The following is a 24,952-nucleotide window of genomic DNA, read 5'->3' as shown; positions in this document are numbered from 1 at the left end:
TGGAGAATTCCAATGTCGATGACAACTTCCGTTGAATTCAAGCGCAGATTCGAAGATTTCCAGAACGAGGCGCGGCGCGAACCCGTCGAGATCATGAGCGATGGTCAGCGAAATCTCGTTCTGATGTCCGCCGAACACTATGATTGGATGACCGCCGCTGCCAAACGGACCCATCGAACTGAAGATCTATCCGATGTCATCGTCAAGGCCGTCGAAATGGCAGAAATGGATCTCGTTCATTCTGATTTGGATCGGCTACTGAAATAGCGGTGTCCAATGACGCTGCCCGACCCAAGACCAGGCCTTGTCATCCGTTACGACTTCCCGTGGTCGGGCGATGCTCATGCCGGGCGAGATCAGGGAAAGGACCGCCCGGCTTGCATCGTTGTTGCGAGCCCGGCGTCAGCGAAACCCAGGTTCGTCGTTTTGCTTCCAATCACGCATACAGCACCAACGGACGGCACGGTTGGCGTTGAAATTCCCCTGAAAGTGAAACGATCGATCGGCTAGATGACGAGCCAAGCTGGATCGTTGTGTCCGAAAGCAATGTCGACATCTGGCCCAACGCTGGGATCTCTACCATCCCCGGCCGAGACGATGCGTTTTGCTACGGCTTCCTGCCGCCCGGCCTGTTCAAGATTGTCAAGGCGAAGTTCCTTGAGATCGCACGAAAGAACAAGGCCGCGATCACTCGCAGATGATGGATTTACAAACACTTACGGCCGAAAGGTGAATCACCTTCCGACCGTCTTGAATCATCACCTGAACTCGCGTTCACACCACCCCTTCGGGATCGACTAACCGATCAAGCCGCAGCGTCGATCTTTTCCTCGCGCTTGTTCGGCACATAGTTGAGGACAGGGCCAAGCCAGCGTTCGACTTCCTCGATCGGCATGCCCTTGCGCGCCGCATAGTCCTGCACCTGGTCCCGCTCCACCTTGGCGACGCCGAAATAGTAGGAGCCGGGGTGGCCGATGTAGACGCCTGAGACGGAGGAGCCCGGCCACATGGCGTAGCTCTCGGTCAGCTTCACGCCCGTTGCCGCTTCCGCGTCGAGCAACCGGAACAGCGTTTCCTTTTCGGTATGGTCCGGCTGGGCCGGATAGCCCGGTGCCGGACGGATACCGGCGTAGCTTTCGCCGATCATGTCTTCCGGCACCAGCGCCTCGTCGGTCGCATAGCCCCAGAACTCCCGGCGCACGCGCTCGTGCATGCGCTCGGCGAAAGCCTCGGCGAAGCGGTCGGCCAGCGCCTTGACGAGGATCGAGGAGTAATCGTCGTTGGCCGCAGCAAAGCGCTCGGAGATCGCCACTTCCTCGACACCCGCCGTCACCACGAAGCCGCCAACGTAATCCCGCGCACCGCTGTCGACAGGGGCGACAAAGTCCGACAGCGCGACGTTCGGCCGGCCGTCGCGCTTCGAGAGCTGCTGGCGGAGGGTGTAGAAGGTCTCGAGCTCGGCCGTCCGCGTCTCGTCGGCGAACAGCTTGATGTCGTCGCCGACAGCGCCGGCCGGCCAGAAGCCGATGACGGCGCGTGGATGAAACCACTTCTCGTCGATGATCGTCTTCAGCATCGCCTGCGCATCGGCAAACAGCTGCCTTGCCGCCTCGCCCTGCTTCTCGTCTTCGAGGATGGCGGGATAGCGGCCCTTCAACTCCCAGGTCTGGAAGAACGGCGTCCAGTCGATGTATTCAGCCAGTTCGGCAAGATCGTAATCCTCGAAGATCTTGGTGCCGAAGAAGGACGGCGTGGTCGGCGTATAGGCCGACCAGTCGAGCTTTTCCGGATTTTCGCGGGCCCGCGACAACGGCAGGCGAACCTTCTCAAGCTCATTACGCGCATGCGCGGCGGCGACCTTGGCATATTCCTCACGGATCGTGTTGAGATAGCCTTCTTTGCCCTCGGGCGACAGCAGCGCGGACACCACGCCGACCGCGCGCGACGCATCGGTGACATAGACGGCCTGGCCGGCGGAATAGCCGGGATGGATCTTGACAGCCGTGTGCACGCGGCTCGTCGTTGCCCCGCCGATCAGCAAGGGGATGTTGAACCCCTGACGCTCCATTTCGGCGGCGACATGCACCATCTCGTCGAGCGACGGCGTGATCAGCCCGGACAGGCCGATGATATCGACCTTCTCGCGGATCGCGGTTTCGAGAATCTTCGCCGCCGGCACCATGACGCCGAGGTCGATGATATCGTAGTTGTTGCAGGCGAGCACGACGCCGACGATGTTCTTGCCGATGTCGTGGACGTCGCCCTTGACGGTCGCCATCAGCACCTTGCCGGCCGCTTCCCGTTCGCCGTTGCCGCCATTGGCGAGCTTCTCGGCCTCCATGTAGGGCAGCAGGACGGCGACCGCCTGCTTCATGACGCGCGCGGACTTCACCACCTGCGGCAGGAACATCTTGCCCGATCCAAAGAGGTCACCGACGACGTTCATGCCGGACATCAGCGGTCCTTCGATGACGTGCAGCGGACGGGCGACGCCTTGGCGCGCCTCCTCCGTGTCGGCCTCGATGAATTCCGTGACGCCGTTGACCAGCGCATGCTCGATGCGCTTTTCGACCGACAGCTCGCGCCACGACATATCCTGCACGCGGGCTTCGCGCACGCCGGTGCCGAGATAGCGTTCGGCCACCTCGAGCAGGCGCTCGGTGCCATCAGGGCGGCGGTTGAGGACCACGTCCTCGCAGGCCTCGCGCAGGATGGGGTCAATGGTGTCGTAGACGACCAGCTGGCCGGCATTGACGATGCCCATGTCCATGCCCGCCTGGATGGCGTGATAGAGGAAGACCGAGTGCATGGCTTCGCGCACCGTCTCGTTGCCGCGGAACGAGAAGGAAAGGTTCGACACGCCGCCGGAGATGTGGACGAGCGGCATGGTCTGGCGGATGGTGCGGGTCGCCTCGATGAAGTCGACGCCGTAATTGTTGTGCTCCTCGATGCCGGTGGCGACGGCAAAGACGTTCGGATCGAAGATGATGTCTTCCGGCAAGATGCCGGCCTTTTCGGTCAGCAGCTTGTAGGCGCGGGTGCAGATGTCGACCTTGCGCTGGTAGGTGTCGGCCTGACCGGTCTCGTCGAAGGCCATGACGACGACGGCGGCGCCATAATGCTGCACCAGCCGCGCCTGCTCCAGAAACTTCTCCTCGCCTTCCTTCAGCGAGATCGAGTTGACGATCGACTTGCCCTGCACGCATTTCAGCCCGGCCTCGATGATCGACCATTTCGAACTATCGATCATGACGGGCACGCGGGCGATATCCGGCTCGGCGGCGATCAGGTTCAGGAACTCGACCATCGCCTTCTCGGAATCGATTAGGCCCTCGTCCATGTTGATGTCGATGACCTGTGCGCCGGCCTCCACCTGGTCGCGGGCGACGACCAGGGCTGCGTTGTAGTCGGCATTGGTGATGAGCTTGCGGAATTTCGCGGAGCCGGTGACGTTGGTGCGCTCGCCGACGTTGACGAAGGGAATGTCCTTGGTGAGCGCGAAGGGCTCGAGGCCCGACAGCGACATGAAGGGGCGATGTTCGGGGATGGCGCGCGGCTTGTACTTCGACACCGCCTTGGCGATCGCCGCGATGTGCTCCGGCGTCGAGCCGCAGCAGCCGCCGACGATGTTGACCAGACCTTCGGACGCAAAGCCCTCGATCTGCGCCGCCATCATCTCGGGCGTTTCATCGTACTGGCCGAATTCGTTGGGAAGACCGGCATTCGGATAGGCGCAGACGAAGGTATCGGCGGCGCTCGACAGTTCCTGCAGGTGCGGGCGCATGGCGTTGGCACCGAGCGCGCAGTTGAGACCGATGGTGAAGGGGTTGGAGTGGCGCACGGCATTCCAGAATGCCGTCGGCGTCTGGCCGGACAGCGTACGGCCGGACAGGTCAGTGATCGTCCCTGAAATCATCACGGGCAACCGCACGCCCTTGGCTTCGAACCGCTCCTCGCAGGCAAAGATCGCCGCCTTGGCGTTCAGCGTGTCGAAGATGGTCTCGATCAGGATGATGTCGGCACCGCCGTCGATCAGCCCGTCGATCTGCTCGCCATAGGCGATGCGCAGCTCGTCGAAGGACACGGCACGGAAACCGGGGTTGTTGACATCAGGAGAAATCGAGGCGGTGCGGTTGGTCGGGCCGATGGCGCCGGCGACGAAGCGGCGACGGCCGTCTTCCCGCTCGGCGCGGATGGCAGCGCGACGAACGACTGCGGCCCCTTCCTTGTTGAGGTCGTAGACGGCGCCTTCCATCTCGTAATCGGCCTGGGCAATGCGCGTCGAGGAGAAGGTATTGGTCTCCAGGATGTCGGCGCCGGCCATGGCGTAGCGATAGTGAATTTCCTCGATCGCGTCGGGCTGGCTCAGAATCAGAAGATCGTTGTTGCCCTGCTGGTGGCAGGCGCAGCCGATGAACCGGTCGCCGCGAAACTGGTCCTCGTTGAAGCCGAGACCCTGGATCTGTGTGCCCATGGCACCGTCGAGCACGAGGATGCGCTCGCTGGCTGCCTGCTTCAGGGCTGCGAACACATCGCTGCCATCCCGCTTTGCCGCTTCCGGACCGAAAAGATCATCAAACACCAGCCTACTCCTTTGGTCCCGACCGCGACTCTGCACCTAAATCACATAAAGATATCTTTATGTCAATATATGCATGCTAACTCAGTGATTTGCAATATAGCTATCCTTTCCGCCTAACACCAAAAAGATATTGCGAATGAGGCGTTTTGGCAGTTGTGGGAACAATCGTCAGACTATAGCTCTAGCGTATAATGAAGATCTTTAGAGCTGAGAGATAACATGACGATAGACCGTGCGCTTGCAACAGCAACAGCCCTCTCTATCGCCCTGGTGTTATTGATCGGCGGCTCACTGGTTATTACAGATGAGCGCTCGCTGTTATACGACGCGGAAAAACGGGAAATCGAAAAGACTGCGGTTGTTTTGACAACAGCCATGAATCAGGCAGCAACGCTGTCGGCGATCCATAGCGAACTCCTTTCGGTGGACCCGAACGTCATCCGAATGATGACGGCGGGCGCGCGCGACGAGCTTCAGGTCTACAGCCAGCCGATCTTCGACCGCCTCAGGGGCTTGGCGGGCATCGACGTCATGCATTTTCACGACGCGACGATGAAGTCCTTCTTGCGCGTCTGGGAGCCCGCCAATTTCGGGCAGGACCTCTCCTCGTTCCGCCCCATGGTCGTGGCCACCAACCATAGTCACCAGACGCAGAAAGGGCTCGAAGTCGGCATCAAGGGCCTCAGCCTGCGGGCGGTCTCGGCAATCATGGACGGTCCCCGGCTGGTCGGCACGGTGGAAACCGGCGTCCGCCTGCAGTCGCTCGCGGATCTCGCAAAGGCAGCGACCGGTGGCGACTATGCGCTGGTGCTCGACCCCCAATTGCTGAAGGGGGCGCAGCCATCTGCGACCGGCCCTTCAAACGGCCTGGTTCTGGATGCCGCCACCGACAGGCAGCTGTTTGAAAGAATTCTCGGCAGCGGCGTCGTCCACCTGTCCCATGACAGCTACCAGATTGCCTTCGACGACGGTAATCGCACGCTCGGGGTCCAGGGCAAACCGCTGATCGACTACAGCGGCAATGTCATCGGAACGATCCTGACGACCTGCGACTTCACCGCGCTGCGCACCTATGCCAACAGAAGCCTGGTGACGATCATCGGCGTTTCGCTCGCTGGCCTGATGCTGATGTTCGCCGTCATCATGGTCACGATCCGGGTGGCGGTGATCAGACCGCTGCGAGCGTCGAGCGAAAGCCTCGAGGCGGGGCAGCCCTTGCCGGCCTCGGCCGCGACGGCACTCTCAGACTTCCGCCGGCTCTTTGCGGCCGTCCACAACGCTGCCGGAACCCGTGGCGCCCAGAAACACGATCAAAGCGAGGCGTGAACGATGCGCCCTTTCGCGATGTCATCCTTGCGCACAGTTGTCCTTCTCCTGCTGATCGGCCTCGTTTCAACAGCGCTCGCGGCCAATGAAAACCACAGCGTGCCGCAGGGCGTCCAGCGTCCGCTCGACATTCATCTGGCTGTCCGGATTCTCAATGTCCTGAAGATAGACGAAACCGCCGGCGAGGCCGCCCTCGTCATCGAGGTTGAGCAACGGTGGCGTGACCCGTCGCTCGTCTTCGACGCCATTAAGGCCGGCGGAGAGCGGCAGGACTTTGCCGGCAGCGACGCCGCCACCAAACTGGCATCGATCTGGACTCCCGCGCTCGTCATCGAGAACCAGGTCAACGATCCCCGCCTGCAACTCGAGGCCGTTGCCATCCACGCCGATGGCGGCGTCGTCCTGACGCGGAGGCTGGAAGGCAGCTATCGGTTCTCCAAGGATCTGTCGGCATTTCCCTTCGACCGCCAGCGCCTGCCGCTGTCTTTCGTCTCGCAATATTTTTCAGCCGATGATCTGGTTTTCATCAACGATGACCGGGATCGCCAGCTGTCGCCGATGCCGGGTGCCCTCAGCGCGTCGGACTGGACTGCATCGGGCCTCAATTTCAAGACCCAGCAGTTCTATGGCTGGAGCGCCAAGCCTTTCGCTCGACTGACGGTGGAACTGGATGTGGCCCGCAAATGGCCCCGTTATTTCCTGCGGATATTCGTCCCCTTCATCGCCGTGCTGTCCGTGTCGCTCTTCATTCTCTGGGCACCGACGGGCCTGATCGGCGACAAGGCCGGAACGACCTATTCGGCACTGCTCGCGCTTGCCGCCCTCAGCTTCACCTTTGAAGCCAGCTTTCCCGGCAGCATGTCGGTGACCTCTCCCATCGCCTTCATGATCTCGATCGGCTATTTCTACCTGATACTGGCGCTGCTGATCGATCTCTTCATTGAAAGTCGCGGCTTGCCGGGACGGCAGCACTATCCCTATCTTTCCGCCGAGATTCGCAAATCCGTGCGGACGACCCTGCCTGCGCTGTTCTGCATCATCTGCATCTGCATCACGTTGCGATCGCTGGTGTAACTTTGAGCAGGCGCCCTGGCGCAGGCAGCCCTTCCAACCACTCGATTGACGGCGCCGTCGCCGTGACAGGGACATAAGGCGGCTCTATATGAGTACCCCTCGAAACCCGGAGGATAGCAGATGACAGACAACACCGAACACGCCACGCTGGGCCCCTGGAGCAGCCGCGCCTATCATCGCCGCTGGCTGCTCGATCAAGCCGATGGGCTGTTCGATTTCTTCCAGTATCATGCCGTCAATCCGCAGGGCGGCTTCTACGACATGGACGACGCCGGACAGCCGCTTGCCGAGAAAAATGCTGTCCGCGGCATCCATTCCGCCGCCCGCATGGTCCACTGCTTTTCCATCGCCACGCTGCTCGGCCGCCCCGGCGCCGAGGAGATCGTCGACCACGGCATGACCTATCTCTGGAACCATCATCGCGACCAGACCCATGGCGGCTATTTCTGGACGGTCGACGATGACGGCCCAGTCGACGCCAGCAAGCAGGGCTACGGCCACGCCTTCGTGCTGCTCGCCGCCTCTTCCGCCAAGACCATCGGCCATCCGCTGGCCGACGCGATGCTTTCCGATATCACCGGGATCATCAACGACAAGTTCTGGGAAGACGGCCACGGTGCCATCGCCGAGGAGTTCAACCGCGACTGGTCACCGATCGGTGACTACAGGGGCCAGAACTCCAACATGCACCTGACCGAGGCGCTGATGGCGGCATTCGAGGCAACGGGCGACAGGGCCTATCTCGACAAGGCCGAGCGTATCGCGGACCTCCTCATCCGCCGCCAGGCGGGCGCTGTCGGCTATCGGGTTCCCGAGCACTTCAATGAGAACTGGCAGCTCGACAAGACCTATCGCGGCAACGAGATGTTCCGACCGTCCGGCACGACGCCCGGCCACTGGCTGGAATGGGCAAGGCTGCTGCTGCAGCTCTGGGCCCTCGGCGGCAAGCGCCACGCCTGGATGCCGGAAGCGGCCCGGAGCCTGTTCTCGCAGTCGATGTCACTGGGTTGGGACAACGACAAGGGCGGCTTCTTCTATACGCTCGACTGGGACGATGTTCCGGCCAAGCGCAACAAGCTCTGGTGGCCGGCCTGCGAGGGCGCTGGTGCCGCCCACTATCTCAACCAGCACCTGCCGAGCGATTTCCATGAGGAAAGCTACCGCAAGATCTGGGGCATCATCGGCCAGGCCTTTATCGACCGGAAAAACGGCGGCTGGCATGAGGAACTGACCGAAAACCTCATCCCCGCCCACACGCTGTTTCCCGGCAAGGGCGACATCTACCACGCCCTGCAGGCCTGCCTGATCCCGCTGTTTCCGGCGACCGGCAGCCTCACGAAGGTGATCGCTGAAAGCGGCAGCAGACTTTGATCCGTTGAACAACGCTGGCAGCATTGCTGCCAGCGTTTGCCGGTCGCTATTCGGCAGACAGGGCGAGGTTGTGCATTTCATGCCCAAGCGTCAACGCCAGCGCCTCGACCACCAGATTGTGGTCTTCTCGCTGCGGCAGACCAGACACGGTCACGGCCCCGATGCATCCGGTGCCATGGACGTGGATCGGGAAGCTGCCCCCGTGCGGCGCATAATCGGCGGAAGACAGTCCGTTATTCTCGACCGTCTTGCCGGCCTTCTTCAACTCCAGCCCGCTCGCATAGCTGCTGCGGAAATAGCGCAGCACCATGGCGCGCTTGCGCCGGATCCAGTTTGCATTGTCAGGCGTCGAGCCGGGCAGCGCGACGTAGAACACAGGCATGGCATGCAGGGTGATGTCGATAGCAACGGCAAGATCGCGCTCGGTCGCCAGGTCGTGCAGCAGATTGCCGAGCACCCAGGCGGTCGACAGATCGAAGGAATCGAAACGCAGCATTTCTTCCTGCAGGGCGATGCGGCTGAGATCGTGGTCTATGGTCATCGGGTAAAACGCTCCTCGTTTCCGACGGATACAAAAGCCTCAAGCGTCGCATTTGTCCACCGCCTTGTGGATGCCCATCAACCTCGACGCGGCCGGCGACTTCGTGAGCCGGCACCCCTTGCCGCAAATCGCCGTTCGGTCCATTTATGACACCTCGCTAGCCATCGGAGCCCGCACTGCATGAGAGCTAAGATCATCCTTCTGGCCATCCTGACCGCCATCTCACGCATCGCGACTGCCCGGGCTGACGATGCCGGGCAGCAAATCCTGCGCGATGGCTTCGATGGCAAGGATTTCTCACCGAGCGGACATCTCTATTACCGAGAAAACGCCGAGCAGAAGGCGGGCACCTACGAGTTCCAGTCAGCGGTCACCCGCAATGGCGGCGGCGCATTGAAGCTGAGCATCAAGCCGAACTGCGCGCCCGGCAAGGAAGACTGCAGCGAGCGGGCCGAGATCTGGGAAAAAACTAAATACCGCGTCCCCTACAATCAGGGCGTCTGGTACGGTTTCGCCGTCAAGTTTGCCGATCCCATTCCTACGGGCGATCACCGCTATCTGATCGCCCAGTGGAAGCGAGAAATCGGACCGACCGCCAAGGGTGATTTCAGCCCCTTCCTGGCACTGCGACTAAACAACGGCAAACTCTTTGCGACCGTCGAGACCAACTATGTTGCGCCGCCGAAGGGCGCCACCGACGGCACAGCACGATCCTGCGGGGCTGGTGAAACCCCGGTCTGGTATCGCCCTGACACGAACCAGATGCGCGCCCTTGTTGCCACCGATTCGACATGGGGCAAGGATGACGGCGGTGAGTTCACAAGCTGTACCGACGCCATGACGGTCACCGATCGCGGCAACAAACTGCCGACGCCCAATTCCGGCTGGATCGACTTCGCGATCTACACCAAGCCCGGTCCCGACGGCACTGGCCGCATCGAGATCTTTGCGAACGACAAGTGGATCGTCACGGTAAAAGGCCACATAGGCCATGCCGACAAGGGCCTGGGCAAGAACCAGTACTTCAAGTTCGGCCCTTACCGCGACGCCGACAGCACCGAGTGGACCCTCTACTATGACGATTTCCGTCGCTCGCCCCATTGCAAGGACGTTCTGGGCGCTGCGGCGCTGTGCCCCAAGGAATAGCGATATTATTATTGCGCTCCACGGACGGAACTTTCATCATGGGCCGTCGTTAACGGGGGTTGTCATCAGGAGGCGATCGACATGCTCACCACAAACCGTGAATGCGCGCGAGACAGCGCAAGAAATGCGATCCCGTCCCTCGGCGAAATAGAAGGTCGCATGGCGGTGCTTGAAGTCCTAGCGCAATGCGCGCTGACCCATGCCCTGACAGAGGGCGACGATAATGTCGATCGCGCTTTGCTGGCCGATATCCGGCGCACGATGCACGCGAAATGCACAGAACTGAAGCTGGACTCCGACGAAGCCGAACTCGCCTACGGTTTCGCAGAGGAACTCATCGAGGCTGCACTGGACGCTTCGCGGCAAAATCGCCAATGATCGCCAAGCGTGCCAAGATCATCCTAGCCGCTATGGTGGCCTTGGTTGTCGTTCTCGCCCTGCTGCTCTTTCTGGTGCCGTCCGTTCCGGAAGTTCCGGGCACGAATACGCCCCAGACTGGCACGACTTTGTCCCGATAAGGGATTCTGTGCCATTTTGGACGGGCACCGCAGCGCATCTTCGGCGGGCATTAACAGCAGGCTGAAATGACCCTTGAATATCTAGGGATTTCCATCACTCTTCGGAGCCAGCCCATCCCGGCAGTCTTTGCGATCGAGGTGTGAACATGTCGATATTTGTACAGCCAGTTCTCGACACCGATGAAGTCGATGTCCTCGCAGGCGCGCTTTATGCCTGGTGCGCCGAGCGCAGCACCAAACTGAAAAGCCAGGCCGGCCTTGCCGCTGCCAGTAAAGCCATCGATCTCTACAATGCAGGCTACCGGTCGCAGGATCGCCTGCTGAGTGCGCTGCACGAAATGCACGCGCACTGAGCGCCATAGGCACCGGAAGCTCCAGAAAAACGCGTGACGAAAAAAGGCGACCCTATGGCCGCCTTCCCTCTCATCTCGTCGTAAGCAACCTTAGCGGATCTGGATCCGGAAGGCGCCCGACGGATACCAGAAGCCGTCACTATGGCGGCGGTAACCTGGGCGGCGCTGCTCGTAACCACGAAACCCATGCCAGTTCCCACGACGGTCGCGTGGCGGGCCACGGCGAAAGCCGGGACGGTCGTCATTGCGGTAGCCGGGACGAACATTGTCTCGGCCGCGGCGATCCATGCGGCGCGGTGGCGGTGCGTCTGGATTGTACTGCACCGGCACAACGCTGGAGCTGGCAACGATCGGGCTTGTCGACAGCGGCGCCGCAGAGGCCGGGGCCATTCCCGAGAAGCCGACGATGGCGGCCAAGGCGGCGGCAGCGAAACCCGTGAAAAACTTCTTCATTGAAACTCCCATTGGACTGCCGCCCGGAAATTGAACCGAACGGTCAGTACAAACGGAGATAGGGCGGAAACTCATTAGAGGAAGGCGGAAGCCGTCCGCTAAAGCCAAAACGTGTTCCAAGGAGAGTATCCACGCCTCTGTCAGTCGTTAGGCGGTCATGCTGACTTCGCCCTGGTCTTCGCCATCCCAATAATGAACGCGGCTGGCATGGACGTGGATCATCACCACACCTTCGGTGTCGATGCCATCGTCGAACCACTTGTCGAGGTCCGGTGTCCAGTGCTCGGCGAACTGCGCCTTGTCGCGGACCAGCTTGGCAACGCCCTCGACGGCAACGGCAAAGGTCTTCTCACCTTGAAAAGCCAAGGAGACCTTCGGATCGGCCTCGATATCGGAGACCATTTTCGCTTGCTCCCAGGTGAAGTAATAGCTGTCGCCATCATAGTCGACCTCGCCATTGTTGCTCATCGGCCGACCGGCGATCGTTCCGCCTTCGGCATGGGTAAGCAGCATGGCGATATCGATATCGCGCATCTTTTCAGCAAGGTCTTTCAGCGATTTGTTGCTCATGGAAGTTCTCCGGATGGATCGAGCAGTTTCAACGTGCCCGATCCCTGAAGGTTCAACCAGAGATCAAATCAGATAGCGTGCCGACGCTAAGGGGCGGCGGCGAAACGCAGATGTCAGACCTTCTCGGTCTTCTTGACGGGCGCCTTCTTTTCCGGCTCGACCGGAGCATCCGGCGTAGGGGCGAGCAGCTTGCGCAACGAACTCAGCTTGTCCTCGACAAGGGGGCGGAAGCGCGATGCGCGATAGGGCATGTCCGCAGCGCCATACCCTTCCGGGCCGTCATCGTCGCCGCGATGGATTTCCGCGACCTTGATGCCGAGGAACTCGCCGTCGATATAGTGGGAATACATCCCCACCCAGCGAATGGTGTAGATCTCGTCCTTGCGGATCAGCTGATCGATCGACACGTTTTTGAACTTGTCGTCGATGCAGACAACCTTCTGGCCGACGTAAAAATCGTTCATCTCATCCTCACGCAGGAAAAACTTCGTCCCGCTGTCGTGGTAACTTTGCCAGATCGACGGGAAACTCGACAGCTTCAAACTGTATTTTATGGCATTTTGCCGACTGGCGCAAACGTGGATGAAGAAAACAGCGGCTAGGCTCAGTGAAGCCGCTCAGGCTGGATGTCGTCACCGAGAATGCGAAAGGCTTCGCTCAGCGCTGCGACCAGGATATCGGTGAGCTTGTCGGCGTCATTTTCCATCAGGAAAAGAGCGACGGTGGAATCCTGAGGATCGCGATAGGTATCTGTTTCGTTCGACATTTCATTGTCCTCTTCATGCCGTGAGACATTCCGGCGTGTGATAAAGGTAGGCGATAGGCCTTGCGCAAAGCTTGTAGAGGTTGCGCTGCCTTTGATCAGTGTCTGCCGCCTGTCCAACCCGACAGCACGGTGTCGTTCACATCCAGATCGATCCAGCAATGGTAGTCCTCATCCCTGGAGGTGCCGGCGGCATTGATCTTGCGCTGGCACTCCGACGCACCCGTTCCGCTCTGACTGCCGAAGCGACGGGTGATCAGCATTGCACCGTTGGCAGCGCTGTCGCTGGTTTCCGCGCCCAGTGTTTCGAGAGCGTCGTAGAAATACTTGGCCCCGTCGTCGTCGCAGGCAATCTGCGCCACCGGTCGATCCTTGCCGAGCACCACCGGTCGGTTTTCCTCAGCCGCCTGGACGATACAGGCGGTAAGAGCCTTGCCAATGCTGTGGGGCTGCGCCGAAGCTTCCATAGGCAAAGCGAAAAGCACCGAAACCGCCCACAAAAGCGCTCTTCCCATTCTCTGTCCCTCATAATTCGGCCGCATGGAATGACTAGGTCCCATGTCATCGCATCGTCATATTAACCACCCGAGTCACCAGGGCGCAACGGACAACTCAGCCGAACTGTTCCAAAAATGGACACAGGGAGGCGTGGTTACAGGGGCATATGCATCAACATTCGACCACGCGCGACGCGAATATGCGTGACGTAAAGGGTTTAGTTACCAAGATTCTTCATGCTTTCACGCAAGCGGCAGGAAGCAGCCGGGACGGTCACCCATCCCCACTGCAACTGTGCGGGAACCGGATTTCCAGGCTGCCCGGCCGTCTGCGTGTGTATCAGTGTGGAACGAGTATCATGGCGTTTGCGATCGAGACGATTAGGGACGTCAGCCCCAAAGCAAGACAGGTCGGCCAAAAAAGCTCGTCTCGCGTCCTCACGGTCGGGACCATACTGATCGGCACCAGCGTCGTTGCCTTCGCCTGGGTGGTTGCCACGGCCTTCACGCTGCAAAGCGTCGTCGGGCTCTATGCCCCCGGAAGCTCAACGGCGCAAACACCCTCTCCACTCCTCGCTAAGCTGGCAGCTTCCTCGTCCACAGGCCACTCCAGTCTGAGGCTTGGCGCCGTCGATCTAGCCGGCAACAGGGCTCTCGCTCTTGCCAAGGCGCAGCGCTCGACTGTGGCCGCTGAAATGGCGGCCCTCGCCACGAGCTACTCCGTTATCGCCAAGAGCGATCGCACCATGCCTGTCGCCACCGAAGTCGCAGACGCCGGGAAATCGCTCCCTGCCCTCGGCAAATCCTCGCGACCGCTGCCTGCCGACGTCCTGTCGGCCTTGCGGCTTGCGCTGGCCGCGACGCCAAGCAAGATCAGCGATGCCGCCGCGACCGAAACCGCCAGCATCGACCTCAATCGCAACACCACATCACCAGTCGTTGCCTCCGTCGGCTTGGGCAATGGCAACTCCGCTGCTCCAGTGCCGATGTCAAATCCGGCTGTCGCCGCCACCACCTCCTCTGCCGATCGTCCAGTCCAGATGGCGATGATCGAGACGACCACGGCGTCGACGCGCAATGCCAGTGCCCTCGCCACGCAGCCGGCAAAGCCCGTCCGCGTCTCCACCCAGGCAAACCGCGACACAGTTCCGCGGCCTCGCCCCGACGATACCGGCAACAGTCTCCCCTCAAGCGCCGCAGCGATGGTCGAGCCTGAAGACCGGCGCGCCAACGTCGCCGTCGAACAGACCTTCGGCCTCGTCATGCCGACGGCCTCGGGCGACGCTGCAGGCAATGCCTCGGCGGACGACATGCTGATGTCTAGCATTCCCCTGCCGACCATGCGCCCGGCACCCTCTCCGGACGCCGCAACAACGCCAGCGGCCAAGCTCACCCGCCCATCGAAAGCTCTTCTCGCCTATGCGCGCCCGGACGACGCCGGCATGGACAACGAGCCGGTCTTCAGGGCTCCCGCCTCGCTGCCCAACGCCCGCACCCGTGTCGCCATCTACGACATTTCCGCGGCGCGCGTCTATCTGCCCAACGGCGAGCAGCTTGAGGCCCATTCGGGGCTCGGGCAGATGATCGACAACCCGCGTTACGTCAACCAGAAGAACCGGGGCCCAACACCACCCCACACCTATGACCTGACAATGCGCGAATCACTGTTCCATGGCGTAGAGGCGATCCGCCTCAACCCGGTCAATCCTGCCGCGATCTATGGCCGCGATGGATTGCTGGCGCACACCTACATGCTTGGCCGCCGTGGCGATTCGAATGGCTGCGTCTCGTTCAAGGATTACCGTCGCTTCCTGGCTGCCTTCAAGCGCGGTGAAGTCAACCGCCTGCTGGTGGTGCCGCACCTGTCTGTCGCCCCTGGTCGCATCGCCTCGCGATGACCCAACGGCGCCGGTTCGCGGAAGCGTAACGAAGCGTCCGCAACCCCACCTAGACGTGTGCCTCGGCGGGGAGCCTGTTTAGAGACGACTTAATTCGCATTTTATTAAACATGAAGCCATTTAGTGAATTCGAAGATGCGTCGGATTGCGTCCAGCGACGTTTAGCCTCCGACAGAACGTCAGGCAGGAGTTCAACATGGCAGGCGAAAGAACGACAGTCTTGGTAGTCGAGGACGAAGCGCTGATCCGGCTTGATATCGCCGACGCGCTGGAAGATGCCGGTTTTAACGTTCTCGAAGCCGCCAACGTCGACGAAGCGGTGACCGTCCTGGCAGCCCATCCCGAGATTCGGGCGGTCTTCACCGACATCGACATGCCGGGCTCGATGGATGGACTGAGACTGGCCGCCGTCGTCTGCGCCCGCTGGCCCCGCACCAAGATCATCGTCACATCGGGCCGCCCCAATGTCACACCCGCCGACCTCCCCTTCGCAAGCCGGTTTGTCAGCAAGCCGTATAATCCGGCCACTGTCGTTCGCAACCTCAGCCAGATGCTCACGGCCTAACGTTCCGGCGGGTCAGCCTGACAGCCCGTGAGGCTTGCCGGGCAGACCACCTTGTCGCAAAAAAGTGAGCCGCTGTTCCAGAGAATTTGGCTCAACGCCAGCAACGCCAAAAGGCGATGCCCCGGCTTATGCAACTGGGGCATCGTCTTTTCAGGGTGGCGATCAGGCTCGCTTGCGTTCCATTTCGACGCCCCAGCTTTGCTCGACAGAGGTAGCCTCGCCGCCCGGCTGGCGGATTGAGCTTCTCCGATTGAGCTTGAAGCGACCGACGAGCTCCGTCAGCACGGCGGAGCCGGTAAACAACTCGTTGCTGAGCGCCGTCGTCTCTTCGGCCATCGCGGCATTCCGCTGCGTCATCTGATCGATGGCGTTGACCGCCGCACTGATCTCCTGCAGGCCCGTTGCCTGTTCGACGCTTGACGTGGCGATGGCATCGACCTTCGTGTCGATATCGGAGACGAAGCCTTCGATCTTGCGCAAGGCTGTGCCGGTCTCGCCGACAAGCTTCACACCGGCGGACACCTCGGAGGATGAGTTGACGATCAGCGTCTTGATCTCTTTCGCAGCCTTTGCCGATCGCTGGGCCAGTTCTCGAACCTCCTGGGCGACAACGGCAAATCCCTTGCCGTGATCGCCTGCCCGCGCTGCCTCGACGCCGGCATTCAAGGCAAGGAGGTTGGTCTGGAAAGCAATCTCGTCAATAACGCCGATAATCTGGCTGATCTGACCCGATGCCGCCTGGATACGATTCATCGCCTCGACCGACTGCTGGACAGTCGCAATCGAATCTTTCGCACAGCGCTTGGCATCGGCGACAAGATTGCGGGTTTCGAGGCTTCGCTCCGAAGAGGAGCGTACGGTTGCTGTCACTTCCTCCAGTGCGGCTGACGTCTGCTCCAGTGCGGAGGCTTGTTCCTCGGTGCGCTTGGACAGCCCGTGTGCTGCCTCCTGCATCTCGGTGCCGTTGCCATGCAGCAGATGCGTCTTCATCAGCACCTCCTCCAGCGTCGCCTGGAAATTCGCCAGCGAATTGTTGAAGTCGGCCCGTAGAGGTTCGAACTGGTCGCTGAAGGGGTCGTCTATCGTCATGCGGATGTTGCAATCGGCAAGCCTTCCGAGACCTGCGCCGAGTGCGTCCACAACGGTCTTCAACTGCGCGGCCTGGATCTGGCGCTCGGCCTCGCGCACGCGCCTGTCGCTATCGGTCAGCGCCCGCGTCGCCTCGGCCTCTTCGTGGAGGGTGCGGTTTTCCAGGCCGGCGGTCCTGAAGACGTCGAGCGCTTCGGCCATTGCGCCGATCTCGTCGGCACGGTTGGCGTAGGGCGCGCGTTCGTCGAGCTTACCGCGCGCCATTTCAGACATGAAGGTTGTCATCCTGGTGATCGGTCGGATCGCTCTCTGGCGGATGGTGGCAAGGCCGGCGAGGAAGATCACAACTGACAGGCCGCCGGCGCCGAGCGCGAGCGATTCAAGCCTCAGCGACACTTGCGCGGTTTCCGTTTCCTGCGCCTTGGAAAAGGCGTCGGACATAGCAACCAGCTCGTTGACGGCCTTCTCGTGAACATGGAACGCGTTCTTGAGTTCGATCAGCGCGACCGCTCTGTCCGCAGCGGTGCCGGCCGGGAGGAAGCGCTCGCTCATATCGGTCCAAAACAGGTCGGCCTTGGCAAGGACGTCGTTGTCGAGCTCGGCCTTGATTTGGTCGGGCAGGCCCGATGCTTTCCAATAGGCACGACGCGCGTCGTAGTCCTTTTTCAAGGACAGGATCTTGTCGGCATTGACGCCAGCGAGATCGGGGTTGCTGACGATTTCGTTCGCCAGCATGTAGGACTCAATCAGATACAGCGGCGGCGGGAGAATATCGGCGACAAGATCCTTGCCTTCGATGATCGACTTGTAGACGGGTCCGTTCACCTTGAGATTTGCGAGGGTATACGTCTGCAGACCGATCGACATCATGAGCCCGACGACAACCACAAGCCCGAAAATGACGAGCGTGCGGGATATGCTGATATTCATCTGTAGGCCCTTTTGTTATTATTGAATTGGCATCAAAACTGAACAGCTGATGCAGCTAGGCGACAGCCTGCGGACATTCGCGTGCCCTGTGTTCTTGCATGATGCTGGCGAATGTGTCGGTGACCGTGAGGAAGGCAGCCACGCATTGCGGATCGAACTGCGTTCCAGCCCGCTCGGCGATATGGGAGACCGTTCTTTCGAACGACCATGCTTCCTTGTAGGGACGCTCCGTCGTCAGTGCGTCGAAGTTGTCCGCAATGGCAACGATGCGGCCGGGTAGCGGGATGTCATCGCCGCTCAGCCTTAGAGGATAGCCATTGCCATCCCAGCGCTCGTGATGGCTTCCGGCGATTTCGGCGGCGAGTTGCAGGAGGCTGGAAGGGGATTGACCGAGGATCTCGCAGCCGACGAGCGTGTGCCGCTGCATCTGGTTGAACTCTTCCTCGGTGAACTTGCCCTTTTTCAGGAGCACGGCATCGGGAATGCCGACCTTGCCAATGTCGTGCATGGGCGCGGCCAGCAGGATGTCGTGACAGAGTTTTTCATCAAGGCCGTAAGCCCTGGCGATCGCCTCCGAATAGAGGCCGACGCGCAATGTGTGGCGCGCGGTTTCCGGGTCCTTGTAGCTGGCGGCGATTGTCAGCCTGTCGATGATCTCGCGTTCCCGCTCGCGCAGGTCGGCGACGGCTTTTTCCACCTCCCGGCGAAGCCATTCGGCTTTGTTGGCGAGTTGAGCTCTCGCTTCGCTGAGCGCCACGAGATTGCGCATGCGCGCCTCGAATTCCAGCGGATTGACCGGCTTGTTGAGAAAGTCGATTGCACCGGCGTTCAGCGCCGTCATGCGCGTCTGCATGTCGGTGTCCACGGTGACCACGACAAAGGGCTTCTGCCGGTATTTTTCGAACTTGATGACCTCGGCCATCAACTCGATGCCATTATAGAGAGGCATCTGAAAGTCACATACGGCGATGTCGAACTCGAGTTCCGGCATCGCCATAAGTACCTCCTGCGGACTGCTGAAGGGGACGGCTTGGCAACCGTCGAGCTTTTCGACCAGCTTCGACAGGAAGAGCAGGTTGGTGTTGTTGTCGTCTACAAGTAGGATTCGCATTAAGTCCTCCTCAAGCAGCCAGCGTCGTGCGACGTTCGCGGATCGCGCTGGTGAGTTCATCAATATGGTCAACGGATGGGGCTTCCGCACTCAGCCGATGGGACACAGCAGCAATGTCGTTAAAACCGACATTCACGGCAGCCCCGTTCAGCGTATGCAGTATACGTTTGATCTGATGCGTCTCACCTCGCGCCATGGCCTCGTGCAGGTCGGCGAGTAGCCGCGTCGCGTCGGTGAAGAATGTCTGGAGAAGCTCCTGAAAGACCTCCTCGCCCAGCGCATCGACGATTTCCGCCTTCCGCTGATCGAACACGTCGGAGGGAGCGGATATGGCGGGCAAGGGCGTTCGATCGACGATAACGCCAGCGGACCTCGGCTCGCCGGGCGCAAATTCCGCAAGCAACGCCCGGAGCACGACGATCGACACTGGCTTGGAGCGGAATCCTGACATCCCGGCGTCGGCACAACGCCGCTGGTCGGCCTCCGAGGCATTCGCAGTCATGGCAATAATGGGCGTTTTCGACGCAGCGTCCCGTCTGCCCCTGATCAGGGCGGTAGCTTCGATGCCGTCCATGACAGGCATCTGCATGTCCATGAGAATAAGGTCGAACCGTTCCCGCGCGGTGATTTCGACTGCTTCCTGCCCGTCGCCCGCAACCACGACCTCCTGCCCGAGATGCTCGAGCATGCGGCCTGCTACCTGGCGGTTGACGGCATTGTCATCGACAAGCAGCACGCGCAGCTTCGGAAGTTTGCCAACTTCGGGGGCGGCAAGCTCAGGGGCAACCTCGCCGATGGCCGGCTGTACCGAAATTTCGAACCAGAAGGTGCTTCCCTTGCCGATGGTCGTTTCGACGCCGATTTTCCCACCGAGCCTCTCGACGATCCGCTTGCAGATCGTCAAGCCCAGCCCGGTACCGCCATATTTGCGGGTGATGCTCGCGTCGACCTGGGAAAACGGCTGGAACAGTTTTTCAACGCCCACGCGATCGATACCGATGCCGTTGTCCTCGATTTCTATGCGCAGCAGCGCCTGTGTCCCGACCTGGCTTTCTCGCAGGCGAAGGGTAACCGTCCCCTTGGATGTGAACTTCAGAGCGTTACTCATCAGATTGAGTATGATCTGCCTGATCCGCGTCGGATCGGACAGGATGCACGGCACCAAGAGCTCGGCCGGCATGTCCAGAAGGATCTCGTTGCCACTCTCGACGGCCCGACCCTGCATGATCTCAACGGCGCTCTCGGCCATGGCCCGGACATCGACGCGCCGGCACTCAAGTTCCAGATTGCCGTGCTCGATCTTCGAGAAGTCGAGGATCTCGTTGATGATGTCGAGCAGCGCTTCCCCCGACCGGTGAATGGTCTTGATGCCGGCTTCGACGTCGGGAGAAAGCGGTGAGAGCTCCAGAACCTCGACCATGCCGAGAATGGCGTTGAGCGGCGTCCTGATTTCATGGCCCATCGTCGCCATGAACTGCGACTTCGCACGATTGCCGTCCTCCGCCGCCTGGTAGGCCAGGTTGACGCGCTCGGCCATGCTTTCGAGGCTTTTCCCGGCGCTCCTGAGGCTACGCAATTGCAGGCGCAGCATCAGAATGAGAATGACGACTGAGAACACCAGCAAGCCGATGAGGATCAGAGACTTTCTTTCGAGATACAATATCTCGCTGCGCTCGTCCGCGCGATCCGAGGACAGCGTGCTGTTGGTATAGGCCAGAAGGTCGCCGCATTTCCTGACAAGGATGCCGATCTCATAATGGAGAATGGCAAGGCTTGCCGGTGATATCGGCTTGCCGGCATCGACATCGTCAAACAGCGGCGTCGCGCCGTGCACGGTGCGCTTGACGTCGGACATCAGGCCGACCACGCGCTGGTCGGCAGAGAACTTCTTTTCGAAATGGGAGTCTTCGAGGGTGGTGATCCGCGAGTACAGGATGTTGAAATTCAGCGCGAGGAAATTGAGTTTTTCGCGTTCGTACTTCTTCTGTCCGACGATGTCGTCCAACGTCTCTTTCAGCGTGCGCGCCTCGCGGTCGAGCTGATAGACCGACCACATCGCATTCTCGCGTACACCGTCCTGCAGCGCCGAGTATCGGCTCGAGATGTCGCCGTAGATGGACGCGAGAAGGACGATCAGCACCAAGGCAAAGACCTGGAGAACGGTCGTTGCCTTCCCTGCGGTGCGGATAATCTCGCGGTCGCCCCGTCTGATCACTCTGCGACCTCGATCGCCTTGATCTGCCATACAGAGCGCGAGAAATACTTCTCGTTATAGAGTTCGGGATTTATGTCGAAGGGATAGATCAGGAACAGCGGTCCCTTGTCGCGGACGGACATGGGCTTCCCGTTCATCCGGGTCGCAAGAATCGTCTTAATCGTTGTTACGTCTTCGGCCGGGATCTCGGCGGAGTATTGATTGAGCGCGACCACCTTGAATGTCTTGCCATGCGCCCCGACAGCATCCAGAACGGCACTCATCAACGGCCCCGAGAATGTCGTCTTCCCCTCGGTCCACGGCGTGGACATTGTCGCCGAACGGCTGGCCAGAGCCTCCAGCATGGGAAGGTCGAATTTGGCGTCCTTGCCGTCGTTTGGATGATCCAACGCCCCGCTAACCGTCAGAACGACCGGCCCAGAGGGCTTATCGAGAGCGAGCGCCATATTCGGTGCGGCGACTGCAGATGCCAGCAGGATCGCCAGATAGAGCTTGTTCATGGGACTGTCCTGGATAGAATTGGCCTAAGCCTGGAGCACGTCGTCATGACGTCGGGGTGCACTACGGCAGCTCCCATTGCTATCTGAAAGTCTCTGCGGATTCCTTTCGTACACCCGCGGTTCTCCAGTGTTTGAATGAGCATTTTCTGCTCAATCTCTGCAGCTGAGCAGAAAACATCCAGGAATCTTCAGCACGCTGAGCAGAAATTGCGAAGCGCGGAGTAGCTGGCAAGAGCCGCGCCGCTCGAACTTTTAGCCGTGCCTCTTGAGCGCACCGGCATCGTCCTCGGACGGCAGGGCTTCGTCATCTTCGAAAAAGCTCATTGTCCGCTTCCCCCGCGCGTCGACCGAGAACGTGATGCCGACTGAGGCGAAGGTGGAGCGGACGCGGACGAGACTTTCCTGGCGAACGGAAGATGCGTCCTGCTCCATGCGCCTTATCGTCGAAAAGGAAACGGCTGCCCGATCGGCGAGCTCCGGACCGGTCCAGTCGAGCAGCGCCCTGGCGGCTCTGATCTGGGCAGACGTCAGCAACGCCTCCTGCGCCGGTCTTTCCGATCGCTCCTGGATGGTGGTGGAATGACCGATCCACTGCTGGATCGAGCCGGTGCCGTCGAGGAGCGGATGCGCGCGGCACCGACGCCGCTGGAAGCTACCGTCCAACAACCGCACCCGGATCGTCACGTCGAGCGCGGTGCGCCCAACGATCGCATCACGCCAGGCCTGCCGGAACGCCCCCCTGTCGTCGGGATGGATTGCAGCCAGCCTGTCCCAGTCGCGGGCCTCCTGCGGTGTCTGCCCGGTAAGCTTCATCCAGTGGGTCGTCTCGATCAGTTTGCCGTCCGGATAGGCGCGCCACACCGTACCTTCGACCAGATGCGTCAACACCTTCGCCACCTCGCGCTGCGAGGCGAATTCACCCATCAGCGCCTGCTCTTCGGTGACGTCGCGGATCACGCCCATCAGCATGACCAGTGCGCCGTTCCTCTCGAAATGCGGCTCCGCCTTGCTATGGAGATAGCGCTGGGCACCATCCGGACGGATGACGCGAAAGATCCTGCTCTCGAGCTTGCGGGAGGACACGATGCCAATGGCATCGTTGAAATCCAGCTGATCCTCCGGATGACAAAGCGACTGGTAGAGCTCGATCGTGGGGACGACGGTGTGGGGATCGACCCCGAGGATCCGGCAAAGGCCGGGCGACCAGACGACTTCCGACGTCTCCAGATCCCAGGTCCATGTGCCAAAGCCGACCTTCTCCTCCGCCAACCTCAGCTTGGCGTCCGGACTCTTGAAAAGCTTGTGTGCCGCCATGGGTTTGCCTTCTAGAATTCAGTTGAGCCGGTGCTGAGACTGGCCAGGGCGAACCGCTCTCGGCGGCTCGCTACTGCTCGTGGGTCAGACTGGCAGCCGATCTCGATTGGAGGGATCGTCGCTGCCGGCACCGCCCGATCTTTGACCCCAGCTCAACCACAGGCTGCCAGCGCTAGAACTCTTCCCAGCTTACACCGGCGCTACCGCCGCCAGAGGCTGCGACCTTGCGGGCAGGCGTCGGTTGAGACATGTGCCGAGGCGCACGCGCGGGTGCCGCCATCGCCTGCGCCACGTGACGCAACGCTGCCGACGGCGCCCCCCTCGTCCCTGGCAGCTTGAACTGGCCGACAAGATCGAGAAGCCTGCTTGCTTCGTTGGCAAGCGTATTCGAAGCGGCCGTCGATTGCTCGACCATGGCTGCGTTCTGCTGCGTTGCCTGGTCCATCGAGTTGACCGCCTGGTTGACCTCGAGCAGCCCCGTCGACTGCTCCTTGGCCGATGTCGCGATCGCATCCATGTGGCCGTTGATCTCGACGATGAATTGCCCGATGGTCTTCAACGCGCCGCCGGCATCGCGCACCAGCTTGACGCCGTTCGCCACCTCCGAGGAGGAGGCCTGGATGAGGCCCTTGATTTCCTTGGCGGCCTGGGCCGAACGCTGGGCCAATTCGCGGACTTCCTGCGCAACAACGGCAAAGCCCTTGCCCGCCTCGCCGGCACGAGCAGCTTCAACGCCAGCATTCAGTGCCAGCAGATTGGTCTGGAAGGCGATTTCGTCGATGACGCCGATAATGTTCGAGATCTGCTGCGAAGACGTCTCGATCTTCTCCATCGCTTCTTCGGCGTGGGACACGACTTCAGCCGATTTTCCGGCGGACTGGTTGGCCAGCGACGCAACATCGCGTGCTTCCTCGGTCCGCTTGGCGGAATTGGCGACGTTGACGGTGATTTCGTCGACAGCAGCTGCGGTCTGCTCCAGCGAGGCGGCCTGCTGTTCGGTGCGCTTGGAGAGATCGTCCGCTCCAGCGGCGATCTCGCGGGTGCCGTTGCCCATGCCATCGACGCATTCGGCGATCGACGACAGCGCCGCGCCCAGTTGCTCGACCGACTGGTTGAAGTCATGGCGCAACCGGTCGAAGTCCGGCGAGAAAGGTTCGGTCAGCTGGAACGAAAGATCGCCAGCCGCCAGCCTCTTCAGGCCGTCCGCCAGGCCTGACGTCGCGACCCGCAGGCGCTCAGCCGCATCCTGTTCTGCCTGCTGCTGGGCTGCGATTCTGTTGGCTTCCACCTCACGACGGTTCTGCTCCGCCTCATGGACGAGCCGTTTGTTGACCATTGCCGCCTGACGGAACACCTCGACGGCATCCGCCATCTCGCCGATTTCATCGCTGCGGCTCGCATAGGGAATGGCCGCGTCGGTATCGCCGGCCGCCAGGTTGCGCATGGCCTTGTTGATGCCACCGATGGGGCGAGAGATATTGATGACGGCGAAGATTGCCGACAGGATGCCGATCAACAGCGCAACGGCAACGGCGGCGTAGGTGACGACGGCGGCCAACGCGACCGTCGAAGAAGCGGCACCACCCTCGTCCTTCGAATTCATGGCCAGGTCGTCGACAGCCGCCTGCACATTGTTGCCGGCTGCTTCATACTGGCCAAGCGCCTTGCCGAAGAAGAGCGCATTGGCATCCTCCCGCTTGCCTGCACCGACAAGCGCATCGATCTCGGCCCAGGATTTCAGCACGGTGGCCCAGTTGCGCTTGACCTCGGCAAAGATATCGATGTCTTCCTTGTCGACGAGCAGCGGCTCGTAGGCGCGAATATCTTCCTCCACCTTGGCGATCGTGGTTTTCAAGCTGGTCTGGAATGTCTGCCGCTGTTCGGCGGGTGCACCGAGGACCGCGCCCTGCGCGATACGAACGTCGCCGATGTCGGCGTTCATCTGACCAAGAAGAATGAAGCCAGGGACACGCTTGCCGACGATCACGTCGGTCTTGTCCTTGATCTCGAGAAGGGAGTAAATCCCGAAGATCCCGAGCCCTGCAGTCAATGCAACAGCGAGGGTAAATATACAAAGGAGTTTGGCTGCGACTGACAATCTCATAGTCTCGTGCTCCGCATGGCTTGCTGTCTATC

23 protein-coding genes are annotated in these 24,952 nt (G+C 60.8%); 10 read left to right on the top strand and 13 right to left on the bottom strand.

Going from position 1 to position 24,952, the window contains the following annotated elements:
* Window positions 1–12 precede the first annotated feature (12 nt).
* Window positions 13–267 (top strand): type II toxin-antitoxin system prevent-host-death family antitoxin, encoded by a 255-nt coding sequence (locus tag VH564_RS10300; protein ID WP_423339727.1) that lies wholly within the window; start codon window positions 13–15, stop codon window positions 265–267.
* Window positions 268–805: 538 nt separating this feature from the next.
* Here VH564_RS10300 and metH read toward each other — a convergent pair.
* Window positions 806–4,582 (bottom strand): methionine synthase, encoded by a 3,777-nt coding sequence (metH, locus tag VH564_RS10295; RefSeq protein WP_423339726.1) that lies wholly within the window; start codon window positions 4,580–4,582, stop codon window positions 806–808.
* Between the two features lie 219 nt (window positions 4,583–4,801).
* Between metH and VH564_RS10290 the strand changes: the two genes are divergently transcribed.
* The 3 genes from VH564_RS10290 (at window position 4,802) to VH564_RS10280 (ending at window position 8,353) form a co-directional block, all read left to right on the top strand.
* Complete coding sequence (locus tag VH564_RS10290; protein ID WP_423339725.1) at window positions 4,802–5,908, top strand: cache domain-containing protein; 1,107 nt, start codon at window positions 4,802–4,804, stop codon at window positions 5,906–5,908.
* A 3-nt stretch (window positions 5,909–5,911) separates the two neighbouring features.
* Window positions 5,912–6,982, top strand: a complete 1,071-nt coding sequence (locus VH564_RS10285) for a neurotransmitter-gated ion-channel ligand-binding protein (protein WP_423339724.1) — start codon at window positions 5,912–5,914, stop codon at window positions 6,980–6,982.
* A gap of 120 nt (window positions 6,983–7,102) precedes the next feature.
* Entirely contained in the window at window positions 7,103–8,353 is a 1,251-nt protein-coding gene (locus tag VH564_RS10280) for an AGE family epimerase/isomerase (protein WP_423339723.1), read from the top strand.
* A gap of 46 nt (window positions 8,354–8,399) precedes the next feature.
* On the opposite strand, the gene VH564_RS10275 is transcribed toward VH564_RS10280, so the two are convergent.
* Complete coding sequence (locus VH564_RS10275) at window positions 8,400–8,894, bottom strand: heme-degrading domain-containing protein (protein WP_423339722.1); 495 nt, start codon at window positions 8,892–8,894, stop codon at window positions 8,400–8,402.
* A 180-nt stretch (window positions 8,895–9,074) separates the two neighbouring features.
* Here VH564_RS10275 and VH564_RS10270 point away from each other — a divergent pair, with 180 nt between their 5' ends.
* The 4 genes from VH564_RS10270 to VH564_RS10255 all read left to right on the top strand — a co-directional run bounded on the left by VH564_RS10270 (window position 9,075) and on the right by VH564_RS10255 (window position 10,911).
* A complete protein-coding gene (locus VH564_RS10270; RefSeq protein WP_423339721.1) occupies window positions 9,075–10,040 on the top strand; it encodes a polysaccharide lyase in 966 nt (321 codons plus the stop codon).
* Between the two features lie 159 nt (window positions 10,041–10,199).
* Window positions 10,200–10,418: a hypothetical protein gene (locus VH564_RS10265; RefSeq protein ID WP_423339720.1), complete on the top strand. Its 219-nt coding sequence runs from the start codon at window positions 10,200–10,202 to the stop codon at window positions 10,416–10,418.
* Window positions 10,415–10,558 (top strand): hypothetical protein, encoded by a 144-nt coding sequence (locus VH564_RS10260; RefSeq protein ID WP_423339719.1) that lies wholly within the window; start codon window positions 10,415–10,417, stop codon window positions 10,556–10,558. Before VH564_RS10265 ends, VH564_RS10260 begins: the two co-directional genes overlap by 4 nt.
* 146 nt (window positions 10,559–10,704) lie before the next feature.
* Window positions 10,705–10,911: a hypothetical protein gene (locus VH564_RS10255; RefSeq protein WP_423339718.1), complete on the top strand. Its 207-nt coding sequence runs from the start codon at window positions 10,705–10,707 to the stop codon at window positions 10,909–10,911.
* Window positions 10,912–11,001: 90 nt separating this feature from the next.
* Here the strand turns inward: VH564_RS10255 and VH564_RS10250 are convergent, their stop codons facing one another.
* The 5 genes from VH564_RS10250 to VH564_RS10230 all read right to left on the bottom strand — a co-directional run bounded on the left by VH564_RS10250 (window position 11,002) and on the right by VH564_RS10230 (window position 13,212).
* Complete coding sequence (locus VH564_RS10250) at window positions 11,002–11,364, bottom strand: hypothetical protein (protein ID WP_423339717.1); 363 nt, start codon at window positions 11,362–11,364, stop codon at window positions 11,002–11,004.
* Window positions 11,365–11,511: 147 nt separating this feature from the next.
* Window positions 11,512–11,934 (bottom strand): pyridoxamine 5'-phosphate oxidase family protein, encoded by a 423-nt coding sequence (locus VH564_RS10245; RefSeq protein WP_423339716.1) that lies wholly within the window; start codon window positions 11,932–11,934, stop codon window positions 11,512–11,514.
* Between the two features lie 113 nt (window positions 11,935–12,047).
* Entirely contained in the window at window positions 12,048–12,398 is a 351-nt protein-coding gene (locus VH564_RS10240) for a CAP-Gly domain protein (protein ID WP_423339715.1), read from the bottom strand.
* A gap of 140 nt (window positions 12,399–12,538) precedes the next feature.
* The gene (locus tag VH564_RS10235) at window positions 12,539–12,700 is read right to left on the bottom strand and encodes a hypothetical protein (protein WP_423339714.1); all 162 of its coding nucleotides are present in this window, start codon (window positions 12,698–12,700) and stop codon (window positions 12,539–12,541) included.
* Window positions 12,701–12,795: 95 nt separating this feature from the next.
* Window positions 12,796–13,212, bottom strand: coding sequence for a hypothetical protein (locus tag VH564_RS10230; protein ID WP_423339713.1), 417 nt, complete (start codon window positions 13,210–13,212; stop codon window positions 12,796–12,798).
* Between the two features lie 341 nt (window positions 13,213–13,553).
* Between VH564_RS10230 and VH564_RS10225 the strand changes: the two genes are divergently transcribed.
* On the top strand, window positions 13,554–15,092 hold the full coding sequence (locus VH564_RS10225; protein ID WP_423339712.1) for a tlde1 domain-containing protein: 1,539 nt from the start codon (window positions 13,554–13,556) through the stop codon (window positions 15,090–15,092).
* A gap of 196 nt (window positions 15,093–15,288) precedes the next feature.
* On the top strand, window positions 15,289–15,657 hold the full coding sequence (locus tag VH564_RS10220) for a response regulator (protein WP_423339711.1): 369 nt from the start codon (window positions 15,289–15,291) through the stop codon (window positions 15,655–15,657).
* A 162-nt stretch (window positions 15,658–15,819) separates the two neighbouring features.
* Here VH564_RS10220 and VH564_RS10215 read toward each other — a convergent pair whose 3' ends face one another.
* From VH564_RS10215 to VH564_RS10190, 6 genes are all read right to left on the bottom strand, one after another.
* Complete coding sequence (locus VH564_RS10215; protein WP_423339710.1) at window positions 15,820–17,676, bottom strand: methyl-accepting chemotaxis protein; 1,857 nt, start codon at window positions 17,674–17,676, stop codon at window positions 15,820–15,822.
* Between the two features lie 55 nt (window positions 17,677–17,731).
* On the bottom strand, window positions 17,732–18,787 hold the full coding sequence (locus tag VH564_RS10210; protein ID WP_423339709.1) for an HD domain-containing phosphohydrolase: 1,056 nt from the start codon (window positions 18,785–18,787) through the stop codon (window positions 17,732–17,734).
* A gap of 10 nt (window positions 18,788–18,797) precedes the next feature.
* A complete protein-coding gene (locus VH564_RS10205) occupies window positions 18,798–21,002 on the bottom strand; it encodes an ATP-binding protein (RefSeq protein ID WP_423339708.1) in 2,205 nt (734 codons plus the stop codon).
* Window positions 20,999–21,502: a molybdopterin-dependent oxidoreductase gene (locus VH564_RS10200; protein WP_423339707.1), complete on the bottom strand. Its 504-nt coding sequence runs from the start codon at window positions 21,500–21,502 to the stop codon at window positions 20,999–21,001. The genes VH564_RS10205 and VH564_RS10200 overlap by 4 nt, the downstream gene beginning before the upstream one ends.
* A gap of 252 nt (window positions 21,503–21,754) precedes the next feature.
* A complete protein-coding gene (locus VH564_RS10195) occupies window positions 21,755–22,816 on the bottom strand; it encodes a PAS domain-containing protein (RefSeq protein ID WP_423339706.1) in 1,062 nt (353 codons plus the stop codon).
* 172 nt (window positions 22,817–22,988) lie between these two features.
* Window positions 22,989–24,920 (bottom strand): HAMP domain-containing methyl-accepting chemotaxis protein, encoded by a 1,932-nt coding sequence (locus tag VH564_RS10190; protein WP_423339705.1) that lies wholly within the window; start codon window positions 24,918–24,920, stop codon window positions 22,989–22,991.
* Window positions 24,921–24,952 lie beyond the last annotated feature (32 nt).

It is taken from the genome of Rhizobium sp. HT1-10 (assembly GCF_049472505.1).
Classification (GTDB): domain Bacteria; phylum Pseudomonadota; class Alphaproteobacteria; order Rhizobiales; family Rhizobiaceae; genus Rhizobium.
The sequence above is the reverse complement of the archived record's forward strand: the minus strand, read 5'-3'. Positions and strand labels throughout refer to the sequence as shown.